Annotated in this window: 16 protein-coding genes; 3 read left to right on the forward strand and 13 right to left on the reverse strand. The window is 58.0% G+C overall.

The features are described from left to right. Positions 1 to 18: 18 nt before the first annotated feature. From JJQ76_RS06030 to murJ, 9 genes are all read right to left on the reverse strand, one after another. A complete protein-coding gene (locus JJQ76_RS06030; RefSeq protein ID WP_210395817.1) occupies positions 19 to 525 on the reverse strand; it encodes a pilus assembly PilX family protein in 507 nt (168 codons plus the stop codon). Positions 526 to 546: 21 nt separating this feature from the next. Next, the gene (locus tag JJQ76_RS06035) at positions 547 to 1,572 is read right to left on the reverse strand and encodes a PilW family protein (protein ID WP_210395984.1); all 1,026 of its coding nucleotides are present in this window, start codon (positions 1,570 to 1,572) and stop codon (positions 547 to 549) included. Further along, positions 1,569 to 2,009 carry a type IV pilus modification protein PilV gene (gene pilV / locus JJQ76_RS06040; protein WP_210395818.1) on the reverse strand — a complete coding sequence of 147 codons (441 nt, stop codon included), beginning with the start codon at positions 2,007 to 2,009 and terminating at the stop codon, positions 1,569 to 1,571. The genes JJQ76_RS06035 and pilV overlap by 4 nt, the downstream gene beginning before the upstream one ends. Next, on the reverse strand, positions 2,006 to 2,548 hold the full coding sequence (locus JJQ76_RS06045) for a GspH/FimT family pseudopilin (RefSeq protein ID WP_210395985.1): 543 nt from the start codon (positions 2,546 to 2,548) through the stop codon (positions 2,006 to 2,008). Before JJQ76_RS06045 ends, pilV begins: the two co-directional genes overlap by 4 nt. Before the next feature lie 198 nt (positions 2,549 to 2,746). Beyond that, positions 2,747 to 3,184: an FKBP-type peptidyl-prolyl cis-trans isomerase gene (locus JJQ76_RS06050; protein WP_210395819.1), complete on the reverse strand. Its 438-nt coding sequence runs from the start codon at positions 3,182 to 3,184 to the stop codon at positions 2,747 to 2,749. Between the two features lie 13 nt (positions 3,185 to 3,197). After that, positions 3,198 to 3,710: a signal peptidase II gene (gene lspA / locus JJQ76_RS06055; RefSeq protein ID WP_343232487.1), complete on the reverse strand. Its 513-nt coding sequence runs from the start codon at positions 3,708 to 3,710 to the stop codon at positions 3,198 to 3,200. After that, positions 3,697 to 6,516, reverse strand: coding sequence for an isoleucine--tRNA ligase (ileS, locus tag JJQ76_RS06060; protein ID WP_210395821.1), 2,820 nt, complete (start codon positions 6,514 to 6,516; stop codon positions 3,697 to 3,699). Before ileS ends, lspA begins: the two co-directional genes overlap by 14 nt. A 24-nt stretch (positions 6,517 to 6,540) precedes the next feature. Beyond that, positions 6,541 to 7,485, reverse strand: a complete 945-nt coding sequence (gene ribF, locus JJQ76_RS06065; protein WP_210395822.1) for a bifunctional riboflavin kinase/FAD synthetase — start codon at positions 7,483 to 7,485, stop codon at positions 6,541 to 6,543. 71 nt (positions 7,486 to 7,556) lie between these two features. Next, positions 7,557 to 9,113, reverse strand: coding sequence for a murein biosynthesis integral membrane protein MurJ (gene murJ, locus JJQ76_RS06070; protein WP_210395823.1), 1,557 nt, complete (start codon positions 9,111 to 9,113; stop codon positions 7,557 to 7,559). Between the two features lie 149 nt (positions 9,114 to 9,262). On the opposite strand from murJ, the gene rpsT reads away from it, so the two are divergent. Further along, positions 9,263 to 9,523, forward strand: coding sequence for a 30S ribosomal protein S20 (gene rpsT / locus JJQ76_RS06075; RefSeq protein WP_210395824.1), 261 nt, complete (start codon positions 9,263 to 9,265; stop codon positions 9,521 to 9,523). Positions 9,524 to 9,591: 68 nt separating this feature from the next. Here the strand turns inward: rpsT and proB are convergent, their stop codons facing one another. The 4 genes from proB to rplU all read right to left on the reverse strand — a co-directional run bounded on the left by proB (position 9,592) and on the right by rplU (position 12,672). Next, the gene (proB, locus tag JJQ76_RS06080) at positions 9,592 to 10,734 is read right to left on the reverse strand and encodes a glutamate 5-kinase (RefSeq protein ID WP_210395825.1); all 1,143 of its coding nucleotides are present in this window, start codon (positions 10,732 to 10,734) and stop codon (positions 9,592 to 9,594) included. Then, positions 10,731 to 11,933 carry an Obg family GTPase CgtA gene (gene cgtA / locus JJQ76_RS06085; protein WP_210395826.1) on the reverse strand — a complete coding sequence of 401 codons (1,203 nt, stop codon included), beginning with the start codon at positions 11,931 to 11,933 and terminating at the stop codon, positions 10,731 to 10,733. Before cgtA ends, proB begins: the two co-directional genes overlap by 4 nt. 141 nt (positions 11,934 to 12,074) lie before the next feature. Continuing rightward, positions 12,075 to 12,332: a 50S ribosomal protein L27 gene (rpmA, locus tag JJQ76_RS06090; protein WP_210395827.1), complete on the reverse strand. Its 258-nt coding sequence runs from the start codon at positions 12,330 to 12,332 to the stop codon at positions 12,075 to 12,077. A 28-nt stretch (positions 12,333 to 12,360) separates the two neighbouring features. Next, a complete protein-coding gene (gene rplU, locus JJQ76_RS06095) occupies positions 12,361 to 12,672 on the reverse strand; it encodes a 50S ribosomal protein L21 (RefSeq protein ID WP_210395828.1) in 312 nt (103 codons plus the stop codon). Positions 12,673 to 12,899: 227 nt separating this feature from the next. Here rplU and ispB point away from each other — a divergent pair, with 227 nt between their 5' ends. Both ispB and fabA read left to right on the forward strand, forming a co-directional pair. Next, positions 12,900 to 13,868, forward strand: coding sequence for an octaprenyl diphosphate synthase (gene ispB, locus JJQ76_RS06100; RefSeq protein ID WP_210395829.1), 969 nt, complete (start codon positions 12,900 to 12,902; stop codon positions 13,866 to 13,868). 90 nt (positions 13,869 to 13,958) lie between these two features. Next, positions 13,959 to 14,474 carry a 3-hydroxyacyl-[acyl-carrier-protein] dehydratase FabA gene (gene fabA, locus JJQ76_RS06105; protein WP_210395830.1) on the forward strand — a complete coding sequence of 172 codons (516 nt, stop codon included), beginning with the start codon at positions 13,959 to 13,961 and terminating at the stop codon, positions 14,472 to 14,474. Positions 14,475 to 14,570: the final 96 nt, after the last annotated feature.

A 14,570-nucleotide genomic window follows, 5' to 3' on the forward strand; every position in this document is an offset into this window, starting at 1 on the left:
GCTTGCCCTTCGGGGCGTTTAACGCTTCACAATAGATTGCAATATCACTTCCGCGGAGCTGTTTCCGCCCACGGCTCGTGCGGTTATCCGGTAGAATCGCTCGTCGTCGATTGCAGTTCCCGCTTCCGTATCGGCGCCGGGGGCTTCCGCCTTCAACTGTTCGATAATGTACAATGGCATCTCTGCTGTCTGCAGGCTGGCGACATCGGCTCCCGTGTATTGCCGCGCCGATGCGCTGGACCAAGATGCTGCGGGGAAGTCATGCAAAACGTCCCCCATGGCCTGATAATGCCCGCCGGTACCGTCGAAGTCTGGCAGCGAACTCACCGTCAGAATGTAGGTTTCGCCCTGCCGTAATGCCGACTCCGCCAGCTGAAACGCCAGATTGCGGTTACGCAGGTTGCCTGCCATTTTTTCTTCAAGAGTGCTGTCTTCGATAGAAGCCAGCCCAAGCAGCGTAATAATCACCAGTACGATCATGCAGGTGATCAGGGTAATGCCCTGTTGAGTTGAACGGTGCTGCATAGGTCGATTCCACACGGCGTATCAATCCAGTCGATTTCTAAGGGCGACGTTGGCGGTAAACACTTTCCTCAACCGTCGGTCGGCGGGGGTATAGGTCTGGCCGTTAAACTCGAACGGGTCGGGCGTAGTCAGCAAATTATCCCGCAGGCTGCGCGCCACGATGCTCACTTCCACCGCAACCACCTCATCCATATCTCCCGTCACCAACGGTGGTGGGGGATTATAGTAGTCCGCCACTCCGTCGCCATCGCCGTCGAAGCCCAGCAAAATTTGCATATTTTCAATCCCTTCTACCAGCTCTACTCCACCGCTGGTAGGGTCGTATTCGCTGCCGCGAACCAGAACCGGCTCAGCACTGGGAGAGGAGCTCTGGCGAATCCAGAACTGGCGCGAGTCAGCCTTGTAAACAAACGCCGATGGCGGCGAATAGGGTGGCGAGGGTATCGCCGCAGACGCGTTGCCCGGATTCGCGCCCGGAACCGAGCCGGTATTATGGGTCACGGTATTGCTGTTTGGATTGGCCGTCGTGACCTGAAACACCGTGCCGCGGGTACAATCAGTTACCAGTAACATATCGCCCGTATCGATCAGGGCCGCTTGGGGGTTGCCGACCTTCTGAAAATGGATCGAAGCACCGGTATCAGTTGGCTGAGTCAACGGGTATCCGCCGCCAATAACGCCGCGCATCAATACGCGATCCGGCCGAGGCCCCAAGCCCGCCCCGAGGGTATAGGAACTCCCCTGATCGATCACGTCGAAGCCGGCGCCGGCAGAGCCTGCCGAGCCGCTGACAATGCTGTCAACCGTGGCATTATCCGTCAAACAGCCCCAATGGTCCGCTTGGCGAATAGCGCGAGTCAGGTAGTTCATGGCAAAGCGGCCATTTTCCTGCACCCGCGAGAACTCCTGCTGAAATTCGTAGGTGCGTTTAGCGCCGACAAAGGTCTGCAGCACCGCCGCAGTGAGCAGCAGGCCCAAGGTCATGGCCACCATCAGCTCGACCATCGACAGTCCTTGCTGGCCTCTAACCGGCGCGCTGGTGCTCATAGCTCTACCTTGATCGAAAAGGTCTGGTCCGGCGAGCCGTTGCGGTTGCTGTCCCAAAGCACATTGACAGACAACAACGATCCGCTCGCGGAGATGGATCCGGTACCCGCCGGTAATTTCTCCGCAATCGCGGCTTGCCAGTTGAGCACATCCTCCTCCGCTACCTGCAACGAAGAACAACTGGTTGCCGCCCCTGTATACGAAACACACCCATGGGAGGCAGGGGTTACCGTACTGTAGTCGGTACTCGGATTGGCACGCATCCGATCGGCAAGCTCGTAGGAAAGCAGTGTCGCCTGACTCCGGAAGTAGGCCTCCTGATTGCTCTGCATCGCCAGAGATTCAAGCCCCACCAAACCAAGGATACCGACCGAAAGCACAAGCACAGCTACCAAAATTTCTACCAGCGTAAAGCCTGTCTGATGTTTTTTGATCACGACGAGCTCTCCATTCGCACCCGCCCGCCTTCCGAGATAATCAAACTTTTCCAGATTGAAGGATAACCGGGATCAGTGAACTTGAACTCGCAGGAACCTTCATTGGCCGAACTTGATCGATCCCCTAGCGAGCCATACACCAAGCGCGAACTGCACTCATACTTGATTAAAAGCCTTGGCTCCTGCTTTTCTGCACGCTGCAGCAATTCACCACCGCTTTCAATGCGCCATCCACCAGCCCACTCAACCCCCCCTGTGACTTTCGCATCACTGCCTGTGCATCCACTGTTAGCATAAGCACAAATGGAAACAGTCTGCCCGCGCTCAATCGCCTCACTGCGCGCAAAAGCCAAACCGGTTGCCAAGCGCAAGCGCTCTTGCTCCAATCGGCTCTCGACCATTACACCGTCATAGTTAGGCGTGGCGACAAAAATCAGTACAGCGACGATAGCTAAAACAACAAGCAGCTCGACCAAGGTAAAGCCGGTCTGGCAGCCGGAACGACCGGAGGAGTGGCGATAAGAAGCCTGAAAACCCATCTCAAATCCCTGAAAAAGTGGCTTTGTAGCTAACAGATTAAGCTACTTCACCACGGCTTAGCCAGCATAATCAGCCGGCAAATGGGTTTACCGGCTGATTGATGCCTGTGTTACGGGAAGGATAGATTAGCGGCAGTGAAAAGCGAACCTGAGTAGCCCAAAGTTTGACTTATCTCAAGAGGAGGGCGCGTTTTTTGTTCAAACAGCCGTTACAGACAAAACTTCAACATCAAAGTAGAGGGTGCGGCCAGCAAGCGGGTGGTTAAAGTCTACCTCGACCTGGGTAGCGCCCACATTCCTGATCACGCCAGGCAGATTACCCTGTGACGGGTCGGCAAAAGAGACCACCACTCCCGGCTCCAGCTCTTGCTCCAGCGACTCAAAGGCGCTGCGCGGCAGGCTCTGCACGTTACCGGGGTTGGGCATTCCGAAGCCCTGCTCCGGCAAGATACGCAAGCGCTGCTGATCACCGGCGCGATATCCGAACAGCGCGCGTTCAAATCCGGGCAGAAGATTGCCGTCGCCCACGGTAAAGGTCGCCGGACTGCGCTCACGGGTTGAATCCACCACACTGCCATCTTCCAGTTCGATAGTGAAATGCAGGGTAACTTCGGTCCCTTGGCCGATAGCGGTCATTGAAACTGCTCCGTTAAGAGGTTGCGGGTTTACTGCGAAAACTGTCCCAGACCAGCATAACTGCACCCACCGTGATGGCGGAATCGGCAATATTGAAGGCGGGATAGTAGTACTGCTGCCAATGCAGCGAAATAAAGTCGACCACATAACCAAACAGCACGCGGTCGATCAGGTTGCCCAGCGCTCCTCCAAGGATCAGCGCCAGCGAAACCGCCAGCCAGCGCTGAGACAGCGGCGTGCGCTTCAGCCACAATACCAGATAGATGCTAACCCCCAGCGCAACAATGGCAAAAAACCAGCGCTGCCAGCCCCCGGCTGAGGCCAGAAAGCTGAACGCCGCGCCGGTATTGTGCAGCAAGGTCAGATCAAACACCGGCAGCAGCGCAACCGGCTCGCCGTAGCTGAGATAAGCCGTTGCCAACCACTTGGTGAGGTGATCCAGCAGGATTACCCCCAGACTCAACCACAGCCAGCGCAGGGCGCCATAGGAAGGTGATGACACCAGCGAACCGTTAAGCGTAGGCACGCTCTTCACCGGTGCCCTCGACGTTATCGACGCAACGGCCGCACAACTCCGGATGATCGGCATGCTGGCCGACATCATCGCGCAGGTGCCAGCAGCGGGTGCATTTGCCATGTTCGCTGACGCGGATCAACACTTTCAGGCCATCCAGGTCCGTGGCAACAGCAGCTGAAGGCGCGGCATCAAGGGTTTCTACGCGCGCCGCCGAGGTGATCAGGACAAATCGCAGCTCGTCGCCCAGACGCTCAAGCAGTGCCTGCAGGTCGGGCTCACAGAAGAGTACCAGTTCGGTGGCCAGCGCCGACTTCACTTCACCCTTATTGCGCATATTCTCAAGCTGCTTGTTTACGGCATCTTTCACCGCCATCACCTGCTGCCAGAAGGCACGCCCCATGCTTTCAGCTTCATCAAGCTCAAACAGGCCGGTGTACCAGGTTTCCAGATGGACCGACGCGCTGCGTTCTCCCGGCAAGTTCTGCCAGATCTCCTCGGCAGTAAAGCTCAGAATCGGCGACACCCAGCGGCACAGCGCCTCGACGATATGGTAGAGGGCCGTCTGGCAGGAGCGTCGTGCCAGGCTGTTCGCCTGGGTGGTGTACTGGCGATCCTTGATGATATCGAGATAGAAGCCGCCCAGATCCAGCGAACAGAAATGGTGGACCTTCTGGTACACGCTGAGGAACTGGTAGCCGTCATAGGCCTTTTGGATCTCGCTCTGCAGCTGCGCCGCGCGATCCACCGCCCAGCGATCCAGTGCCAGCATATCGGCGGCCGGCACCTGATCGGCTGCCGGATCAAAACCGTTGAGATTGGCCAGGAGGAAGCGTGCGGTGTTGCGGATGCGACGATAGGCGTCAGCGGTGCGCTTGAGGATCTCGTCCGACACTGCCATCTCGCCGCTGAAATCGGTAGCCGCGACCCACAGGCGCAGAATGTCCGCGCCGTATTTGTTCATCACATCCTGCGGCGCGACCACATTCCCCAACGACTTGGACATCTTGCGACCATCCTGGTCAACGGTAAAGCCGTGGGTCAGCACCTGTTTGTAGGGGGCCACCCCCTTGATCGCGATACCGGTCTTGAGGGATGACTGGAACCAGCCGCGATGCTGGTCGGAGCCTTCCAGATAAAGATCGGCCGGGAACTGCAGATTATCGCGCTGGTCCAGCACTGAGTAGTGGGTAACACCGGAGTCGAACCACACATCCAGCGTGTCGTTCACCTTGATGTAGGCCTCGGCCTCATCTCCAAGCAACTCGTTCGGCTCAAGATCAAACCAGGCGTCGATCCCCTCTTTTTCAACCCGCTGCGCCACCTGTTCGATCAGCTCGGCAGTACGCGGATGGATCTCCTGGGTCTCTTTATGGATGAACAGGGTGATCGGCACGCCCCAGGTACGCTGGCGAGAAACACACCAGTCGGGGCTCTGCTCGACCATTGATTCAATGCGATTCTGCCCCCAGCTCGGGAACCATTGCACCCCTTTGATCGCTTCCATGGCATCGCCTTTCAGGTCTTTGGCGTCCATGCTGACGAACCACTGCGGCGTGGCACGATAGATCAGCGGTGTTTTGGTGCGCCAGCAGTGCGGGTAGCTGTGCTGAAACTTGTGCTCTTTGACCAGCCGCCCCTTGTCTCGCAACAGCGCAACCACTTCGTCGTCGACCTTGTAAACGTGCCGCCCGGCAAAGTCACCGGCCGCTTCGATAAAGATACCGTGGCCATCGACCAGATTGAGGGTTTCAATGGCGTATTTCTTGCCCACCTCAAAGTCTTCAACCCCATGATCGGGGGCTGTATGGACCGCGCCGGTACCGGCATCCAGTGTGACATGATCACCCAGAATGATCGGCACCTGCTTGTTATAGAACGGGTGCTGCAGCTGCTGAGCTTCCAACGCGGCACCTTTACAGCGTCCCACCACCCGGTAACCGTCCAGCTCGTAACGCGCCATGGCGTCTTCAAGCAACCCCTCGGCCAGCAGAATACGCTCGGCACCCGCGCCCAGGTCCACCTGAACCAGCACATAGTCGAGTTCAGCGTTGAGCGATACCGCCTGATTCGAAGGTAGCGTCCAGGGCGTAGTGGTCCAGATCACCACACTCGCCGGGCCGTTGCCGGTCAGTTGGTCGAAACACCCCAGAAATGCCGCCTCGTCCACCGGCGCGAAGCGTACGTCGATAGCGGTAGAGGTTTTGTCCTGATACTCCACCTCCGCTTCAGCAAGGGCCGAAGCACCGACCACGCTCCAGTAGACCGGCTTGTAGCCTTTTACCAGGTGGCCATTGGCAACGATTTTTCCGAGCGCCCGAATGATATTGGCCTCGGTATCGAAGTTCATGGTCAGATAGGGGTTATCCCAATCACCGAACACGCCAAGACGAATGAAATCCTTCTTCTGCCCGTCCACCTGTTCGCGGGCGTAGTCACGGCATTTCTGGCGAAACTCTTTGAAGCTCAGCTTGGTTCCGGCCTTGCCGTGCTTGGTTTCAACCTTGTGCTCGATCGGCAGACCGTGGCAGTCCCATCCCGGCACGTAGGGCGCGTCGAAGCCACTGACATTCTTGGATTTGACGATAATGTCCTTGAGGATCTTGTTAACCGCGTGACCGATATGAATGCTGCCGTTGGCGTAGGGGGGGCCATCGTGCAGAATAAATTTGTCGCGCCCCTGGCTAACCTTGCGGATCTCTCCATACAGATCCATATGCTGCCACTCTTTGAGCATCAGCGGTTCGCGTTGCGCCAGATTGCCCCGCATGGGGAACTCGGTTTCCGGCAGATTCAAAGTGTGCTTATAGTCGGTCATTGCGCGTCTTCACTTGTCGCTAGGTTAGGCCGAAGCTTCGGCGACTCGGTCAATCCAGGCCCGCGCCGCGGCGATGTCGGACTGAATCTGTTGTCGGAGCGCCTCGATACTGTCGAACTTCTGTTCGTTACGTAGAAAGGCCTTGAACTCCACTCTTACCCGCTCGCCATACAGGGAACGGTTGAAATTAAACAGGTGCACCTCCAATAGCGGCGTGGTGCCGCTAACGGTAGGACGCACTCCCACGTTAGCCACCCCGCAATGGCGTAAACCATCCGCGGTGGTCAACTCGGCTACGTAAACGCCATCAAAAGGCAGGCGCTTGCGCTGCAGTGAAATATTGGCGGTCGGCACGCCGATCTGACGCCCCAGCTTGCGCCCGTGGATCACCTTGCCACTAAGGCTGAACGGCCGCCCCAGCAGGCGCTCTGCCTGCACAAAATCATGTTCACCGAGGACCTGACGAATCCGCGTACTGCTGACCCGGTCGCCGGTGATGGCGTAGGTGCGGGTATTAACCACGGTAAATCCATGAGTCTGGCCGTAGCTTTGCAGCAGGTCGAAATTGCCGCAACGGTCACAGCCAAATCTAAAGTCGTCGCCGACCACGAAGTACTTAACCTCCAGCCCGTTCAGCAGCAACTGGTCAATGAACGACTCCGCGGTCAGCGCCCTTAGCCGTTGATTGAAATGCAGGCAAAACACCCGATCAATGCCATGATCCCGCAGCAGGGTAAATTTATCTCGAAACCGGGTCAGACGCGGCGGTGCCTTTTCACGTTCAAAGAACTCCCGCGGCTGTGGCTCAAACACGATGGCCACCGATGGCAGGCCCAGGGCCCGGGCTTTCTCGCGAACCTGCTCCAACACCCGATGATGACCAAGGTGTACGCCGTCAAAATTGCCGATGGTCGCCACGCAGCCTCGATGCTGGTCACGCAGATTGTGAAGCCCCCTGATTAACTCCATTGGGTCCTTTTCGTCGCCTGTCGATCAAACGCGGCATTATAACGCAGCGCCCGCCGCGCGAATACCATCCTTCAGTGCCGCAGGTCGCGAGGCCGGATCCCGACCAGCAACAACGCAGCCCCATACGCACCCGCTCCGGCAATAACCAACACCGCCAACTGCCAGACCCGCTGTTCCAGCGCCCAGCCAAGCCACTCAGCGGCTGGAGCCACCAACCACCAAAGCAACAGCGCCATTACACCATTGGCAAACAGCAGGCGCGCCCAAAACACCCCCCATCCGGGCGACCAGAGCAACACGTCGGCACGGCGCAAGCCACGCATCAACAACCCCGCATTGAGATACGCGGACAACGCCGTCGCCAGCGCCAAACCAACATGCTTGAGCGGCACAATCAGGACCAGATTCATCACCATATTGGCAGCCATCGCCTGGATGCCAATGCGCACCGGAGTTTTCGTATCCTGGCGCGAGAAGAAACCGGGAGCCAGCACCTTGATCAACATAAAAGCCAGCAAACCCAAACTGTAAGCGCGCAGGCTGGCGGCCGTCTTGACCACATCACCATCAGTGAGCGCGCCGTAATGAAACAAAGTGATAATCAGCGGTTCCGCCAGCAGCCACAGGGCCAGAGCAGCCGGAGCACCGATCAGCAGCACCATACGCAAACCCCAGTTGAGCATGTCGGAAAACTCCTGCGCGGAGCGGCCTGCATGCTTGCGCGACAAGCTGGGCAGTATGACCGTAGCGATGGCAATCCCGAACACCCCCAGCGGCAACTCCACCAAACGGTCAGAGAAGTAGAGCCAGGACACGCTCCCCGTCACTAGAAATGACGCCAGCACCGTATCCAGCAGCAGATTAATCTGGCTCACCGACACCCCGAACAGCGCCGGCACCATCAGGGCCATGATCCGTTTCACCCCCGGATGACCAAAACCGACACGCGGACGCGGCAGCAAACCCAGCTGCAGCAGAAAAGGCAGCTGCAGCAACAACTGCGCGCCACCAGCGATCAATACCCCCCAGGCCAGCGCCATCACCGGCGGATCCATCCAGGGTTGCAACCAGTAGACTGAAGCGATGAGTGACAGATTCAGCAATACCGGAGTAAAGGCCGGCACCGCAAAGCGGTCGTAACTGTTGAGAATAGAGCCGGCAAAGGCGGTTAACGAAATGAGCAACAGATAGGGAAAGGTGATGCGCAGCATCTCAACCGTAAGCAGGTACTTGGCTTCTTCGCCGAAATAGAACCCAGGCGCGAACAGCGCCGCTAACACCGGCGCCCCGACTATCGCCAGCGCGGTCAGCAGGCTGAGCAGCAGTCCTAATGAGCCCGCGACACGATCCAACAGACGGCGAACCTCGGCCACATCCCCCTGGGTACGATATTCCGACAACACCGGGACAAACGCCTGGGAGAATGCACCCTCGGCGAACAGACGACGAAGAAAGTTGGGGATTTTGAAGGCCACAAAGAAGGCATCGGCACTGGCACCGGCCCCAAAGCCGTGGGCGATCACGATATCACGCAGCAACCCCAGCACACGGGATAGCATGGTCATGCTACCGACCACCGCACTGGATCTCAGCAGTGACGGAGATTTAACAACCTTGTCGCCCGACATAACGCCCTCAACAACCCAATTTGGCGCCTATGATAGCGGCACCCGCAATAAAAAACCCGAAATAAGTTGACACCAGCCGGCCAGGTAGGAATAATTTCGCCTCTTTGATTTGTACAACCCTTAGCAACGGTATTTTGAGGAGCCAGATTGTGGCAAATTCCGCAGGATCGAAAAAACGCGCACGCCAGGCAGAAAAGCGCCGTCAGCATAACGCTAGTCTGCGCTCCATGGCACGCACCTATCTGAAAAAAGTTAACGCTGCTGTTGAAGCTGGCGACAAGGAAGCTGCACAGGCAGCGTACGGTGTTGCCGTCTCTGCAATGGACAAGGCAGCCTCCAAGGGCATCTTCCATCAGAACAAGGTATCTCGTCACAAGAGCCGCCTGAACGCCCAGATCAAAGCCCTGTAAGCAGCGCACTGATCATAAAAAAAACCGGCCTCGGGCCGGTTTTTTTTCGCCCGCGTCTTAGCCTGCCCTCAAGCCAACACCAGATTATCCCGGTGCACCAACTCCTCATCGCCGGTGTAGCCGAGAATATCGGGAATCCGCGAACTGGGCTGACCGATAATCCGCCGCGCGTCAGCAACGTCGTAGTTAACCAGACCACGCGCCACAATGCCGCCCTGCTCGTCGACGCAGATCACCATCTCTCCACGGGAAAAACGCCCGCTCACCTCACGCACCCCGACCGGCAGCAAGCTGCGCCCGGAGTTGCGCAACACCTTCACCGCGCCGGCGTCGAGCACCAAGGTCCCCTTGGCCTGCAGATGACCGGCCAGCCATTGCTTGCGCGCGGCCTGCGGCTCGGTCTCAGGCAGCAGCAAAGTCCCCAGCGACTCTTCAGCTCGCAAACGGGTCAACACATCAGCCTGACGCCCACCGACGATTACCGTCGCCGCACCGGAGCGCGCCGCCAGACGAGCCGCCCGCAACTTGGTTGCCATACCACCGCGGCCCAAGGCACCGGCGCTGCCACCCGCAACCGCATCCAGCGCCGAATCTTCAGCCCGAGCTTCAGCAATCAGCTTGGCCCCCGGATTACTGCGCGGGTCAGCATCAAACAACCCCAACTGGTCGGTCAGGATCACCAGCGCGTCCGCCACCACCAGGTTAGCCACCAGCGCAGCCAGAGTGTCGTTGTCACCAAACCGTATCTCGTCGGTCACCACGGTATCATTTTCATTAATCACCGGGATCACGTCCCAGGAGAGCAGCGCGCCCAAGGTGCTACGCGCATTCAGGTAGCGCTTGCGATTGGACAGATCATCATGGGTCAGCAGAATCTGGGCGGTTTGCATACCATGGCGCTGAAACAACGCTTCGTAGGTCTGCACCAACCCCATCTGACCGACCGCAGCGGCCGCCTGCAAGCCATGCAACTCCTGCGGCCGCGCCGTCAATCCCAGACGATGCATGCCCGCCGCCACTGAACCTGAGGAGACCAACACCACCTCAACACCCGCGCGCTTAAGCGCGACTATCTGGTCGACCCAGTCACGAATAGAGGCCTCATCCAGCCCCTGCCCGTCGTTTGTCAACAGCGCACTGCCGATCTTGACCACCCAGCGCCGCGCCCTGGCGAGACGCCCACGCCCGAGGCCCGCCTCAACTTCACTCAAGGCACATACTCCACGTCCACATCGTAGTCGTCGTCATCAAAGTCGTCGTCCCAGTCATCGTCCTCACCCAGGCGCCGGCGCATGCGCTGCTCTTCACGGAAACGGCGCATGCGCTCGCGCGCCTCGGCCTCCAGGCGCTCCTTGCGCTCCGCTTCAGCCCGGGCCAGCTCTTCGTCACCCGCCTCGGCTTCCTGACGCTCAAGGATATAAGTCATGATCTGCTGACAAACAGCCCAGGTGCCCTCCTGCTGAATCGCCGACACCTTGAACACCGGACCGGTCCAGCCCAGCGCATCAACCACCGCCTGGCAGCGCGCTTCACGCTCCTCTTCCGGCACCATATCGAGCTTATTGAGCACCAACCAGCGCTCCTGCTCCGCCAGTGCCGGGCTGAATTTTTCCAGTTCCCGCACGATAGTCAGCGCCGACTCGGCCGGCTCAACCCCATCCCAGGGCGCCATATCGACCAGATGCAGCAGAATACGGGTACGAGCCAGATGCTTGAGGAAGCGAATCCCCAGCCCTGCTCCCTCAGCCGCGCCTTCGATCAGACCAGGGATATCGGCGATCACAAAGCTATGATCCTGCTCAACCCGCACCACCCCAAGGTTGGGAACCAGCGTGGTAAAGGGGTAGTTAGCCACTTTGGGCTTGGCCGCCGACACCGCACGAATAAAGGTCGACTTACCCGCATTCGGCAACCCGAGCAACCCTACGTCAGCCAGCACCTTCAGCTCGAGCTTAAGGTTGCGCGACTCACCCAAGCTACCCTTGGTGGTCTGCCGCGGCGCACGATTAACACTCGACTTGAAGCGGGTATTGCCCAGACCATGAAACCCGCCCTGGGCGACTTTCTCACGCTGCCCTTCCCGGGTCAGATCACACAACACCTCGTCGGTGTCTTCGTCGATGATAGTGGTACCGACCGGCACCTTCAGCACCAGCTCTTCGCCCTTGGCGCCCGTACAGTTGCGGCTCATGCCCTGCTGACCATTGTCCGCCTTATAGCGCCGCTGATAACGATAATCCACCAACGTATTGAGATTGCGATCAGCCTCGACCCAGACCGAGCCGCCGTCACCGCCATCACCACCGTCCGGGCCGCCTTTTTCAATAAACTTCTCGCGCCGAAAGCTCAGGCAGCCATTACCACCCTTACCCGCTTCGACCGATATGACGACCTCGTCGACAAATTTCATAACTTGCTCCAGTGCACAACCAAACGGTTGCCAAAATGGCTGCCGTCAGCCTAGTGCCGATATTTCACAACAACAAGCCAACCAAAACAAAAAAAGCCCCGCCACAGGCGGAGCTTTTTTGGGTACCAGAATCCGCGCGATTTAAGCGGTAACGATGCTTACGTATTTGCGGTTGTTCGGACCTTTAACTTCAAACTTCACTTCGCCGTCTGCTTTAGCGAACAGAGTGTGGTCAGTGCCACAACCGACGTTTACACCAGCATGGAAACGAGTGCCGCGCTGACGCACGATGATACTGCCCGCACTAACTTTTTCACCGCCGAAGCGCTTTACGCCAAGGCGTTTCGATTCCGAGTCGCGGCCGTTACGAGTACTACCGCCAGCTTTTTTGTGAGCCATGGATTATCTCCTTTCGAACCAGCTTAGCTTAAGCGCTGATACCGGTGATCTTGATCTCGGTGAACCACTGACGGTGGCCCATCTGCTTCATGTGGTGCTTACGACGCTTGAACTTCATGATGCGAACTTTCTTGCCGCGACCATGAGCTACGATCTCCGCACTTACCTTGGCGCCATCAACAACCGGCGCGCCGATTTTGATCTCTTCGCCATTGGCAACCAGCAACACCTTGTCGAATTCCACGGTGGAACCCGCTTCAGCGGCCAGCTTCTCAACCTTGAGGGTTTCGCCCTCGCTTACACGGTGCTGCTTACCACCGCTAACGATCACTGCGTACATATCTCTCTCCGAGTTTCAGCCCGCCCGGCTACTGAAAGTTGCCTACTTCTAATGGAAAAACCATATGGTAGGGAGCGAACAAATTGGACGAACTACAGGGGGGCGAATACTAACCCAAAGCAAAAACCACCACAAGTGCTATTTGCACTGACCCCAAGCATTCCTTGACACCCCCTTGAGCGCCCCTTAGCATGCCCGAACCGACCGTAGCCAGTCCTTCCTTATATATGCAGCCACATCAGCTCCATCCCCAGATCGCCGACGATTTTGAGGCGGTAAACCGCTACATCCTTGATCACTTGCACTCGGGCGTACCGCTGGTTGAAAAAATAGGACATTACATCGTTGAGAGCGGAGGCAAACGGCTACGCCCGCTGATGGTTTTGCTGGCAGCCCGAGCCTGCGGCTATGACGGTGCGCACCATGTCACCCTGGCCTCGGTGATCGAGTTCATCCACACCGCAACCCTGCTTCATGACGATGTTGTAGACACCTCGGATCTGCGTCGCGGCCGGGCCACAGCCAATGCTCGCTGGGGAAATGCACCCAGCGTATTGGTTGGTGACTTTCTCTATTCACGCTCATTCCAGATGATGGTAGAGATGGGTTCGGTACGCGTTATGGAGATCATCTCCCACGCCACCAACGTGATCGCAGAGGGTGAAGTTCTGCAGCTACTGAACTGCAAGAACCCGGATGTCAGTGAAGAGAACTACATGAAGGTCATTCTCGGCAAAACAGCGATGCTGTTCGAAGCGGCGACCCAGGCCGGCGCCGTGATCGCGAACGCCAGCTCCGCCGAAGAAGAAGCGCTGCAACTCTACGGGCGCCATCTCGGCATCGCCTTCCAACTGGTGGATGACCTGCTCGACTACCAGAGTTCCGCTGACGAAATGGGCAAGAATGTCGGCGACGATCTGGCAGAAGGCAAGCCGACCCTGCCGCTGATTCACGCGATGCGCAGCGGCAGCGAAGCCCAACGCAAGATGATCCGCCAGGCCATTCGCAAGGGCGGGCTCGATGATCTGGAGCCGATTACGCGAGCTGTATTGGAGACCGGCGCCATCGACTACACCCTGACTCGCGCCGAAGAACAAGTTTCGCTTGCACAGCAAGCACTTATGAATCTTCCGCCGTCACCCTACCGCGACATTCTGGAACAACTAAGCCAGGCGGCAGTGACACGCAAGCATTAACTCGAGACGCGTTACGCGGACCGGACTAGGCTTTGCGCCCCGAACGCCGCTATAATCGCCACTCACCATAAGATCAGGATCTTCGTATCAATGACTAGACCCTCCTCGTTTGAGCGTGACCAACTAATGAAGTGCGGCCACGGCGAAATGTTCGGCCCGGGCAACGCCCAGCTGCCGGTCGACAACATGCTGATGGTAGATCGCATTCTCTCTATCTCTGAAGATGGCGGCCGCTACGGCAAGGGCGAAATCATTGCCGAGCTGGATATCAACCCTGATCTGTGGTTCTTCGAGTGCCACTTCCCCGGCGACCCGGTCATGCCCGGCTGCCTGGGCCTGGACGCCATGTGGCAGATGGTCGGCTTCTTCCTTGGCTGGAAGGGCAACAAAGGTCGCGGGCGCGCACTCGGCTCCGGCGAGGTCAAATTCTTCGGCCAGGTTCTACCGACCGCCAAGAAGGTCACCTACCACCTGGAACTCAAGCGAGTTATCGAACGCAAGCTGGTTATGGGTATCGCGGATGGCTCCCTGTCCGTTGACGGCCGTGAAATTTACACTGCCAAAGATCTTCGGGTCGGCCTGTTCACCTCCACCGACGACTTCTGACACACCTGGCAGCGGGCGCTGCCGGCAAAACTGGTCAAGAGCCCGCTAATATCCGAAAATACCCCCTTTCGGTAAAAAATCCGGCCATACAGCATA

The sequence above is a fragment of the Motiliproteus sediminis genome, assembly GCF_017912535.1.
Taxonomy (GTDB): Bacteria; Pseudomonadota; Gammaproteobacteria; order Pseudomonadales; family Balneatricaceae; genus Motiliproteus; species Motiliproteus sediminis.

Bases quoted from the DNA above. Each gene is read 5' to 3' on its own strand.
- JJQ76_RS06030 (WP_210395817.1), bottom strand. From the start codon at position 525: ATGCAGCACCGTTCAACTCAACAGGGCATTACCCTGATCACCTGCATG.
- JJQ76_RS06035 (WP_210395984.1), bottom strand. From the start codon at position 1,572: ATGAGCACCAGCGCGCCGGTTAGAGGCCAGCAAGGACTGTCGATGGTC.
- JJQ76_RS06045 (WP_210395985.1), bottom strand. From the start codon at position 2,548: ATGGGTTTTCAGGCTTCTTATCGCCACTCCTCCGGTCGTTCCGGCTGC.
- JJQ76_RS06050 (WP_210395819.1), bottom strand. From the start codon at position 3,184: ATGACCGCTATCGGCCAAGGGACCGAAGTTACCCTGCATTTCACTATC.
- ileS (WP_210395821.1), bottom strand. From the start codon at position 6,516: ATGACCGACTATAAGCACACTTTGAATCTGCCGGAAACCGAGTTCCCC.
- ribF (WP_210395822.1), bottom strand. From the start codon at position 7,485: ATGGAGTTAATCAGGGGGCTTCACAATCTGCGTGACCAGCATCGAGGC.
- murJ (WP_210395823.1), bottom strand. From the start codon at position 9,113: ATGTCGGGCGACAAGGTTGTTAAATCTCCGTCACTGCTGAGATCCAGT.
- cgtA (WP_210395826.1), bottom strand. From the start codon at position 11,933: ATGAAATTTGTCGACGAGGTCGTCATATCGGTCGAAGCGGGTAAGGGT.
- rpmA (WP_210395827.1), bottom strand. From the start codon at position 12,332: ATGGCTCACAAAAAAGCTGGCGGTAGTACTCGTAACGGCCGCGACTCG.
- rplU (WP_210395828.1), bottom strand. From the start codon at position 12,672: ATGTACGCAGTGATCGTTAGCGGTGGTAAGCAGCACCGTGTAAGCGAG.
- ispB (WP_210395829.1), top strand. From the start codon at position 12,900: ATGCAGCCACATCAGCTCCATCCCCAGATCGCCGACGATTTTGAGGCG.
- fabA (WP_210395830.1), top strand. From the start codon at position 13,959: ATGACTAGACCCTCCTCGTTTGAGCGTGACCAACTAATGAAGTGCGGC.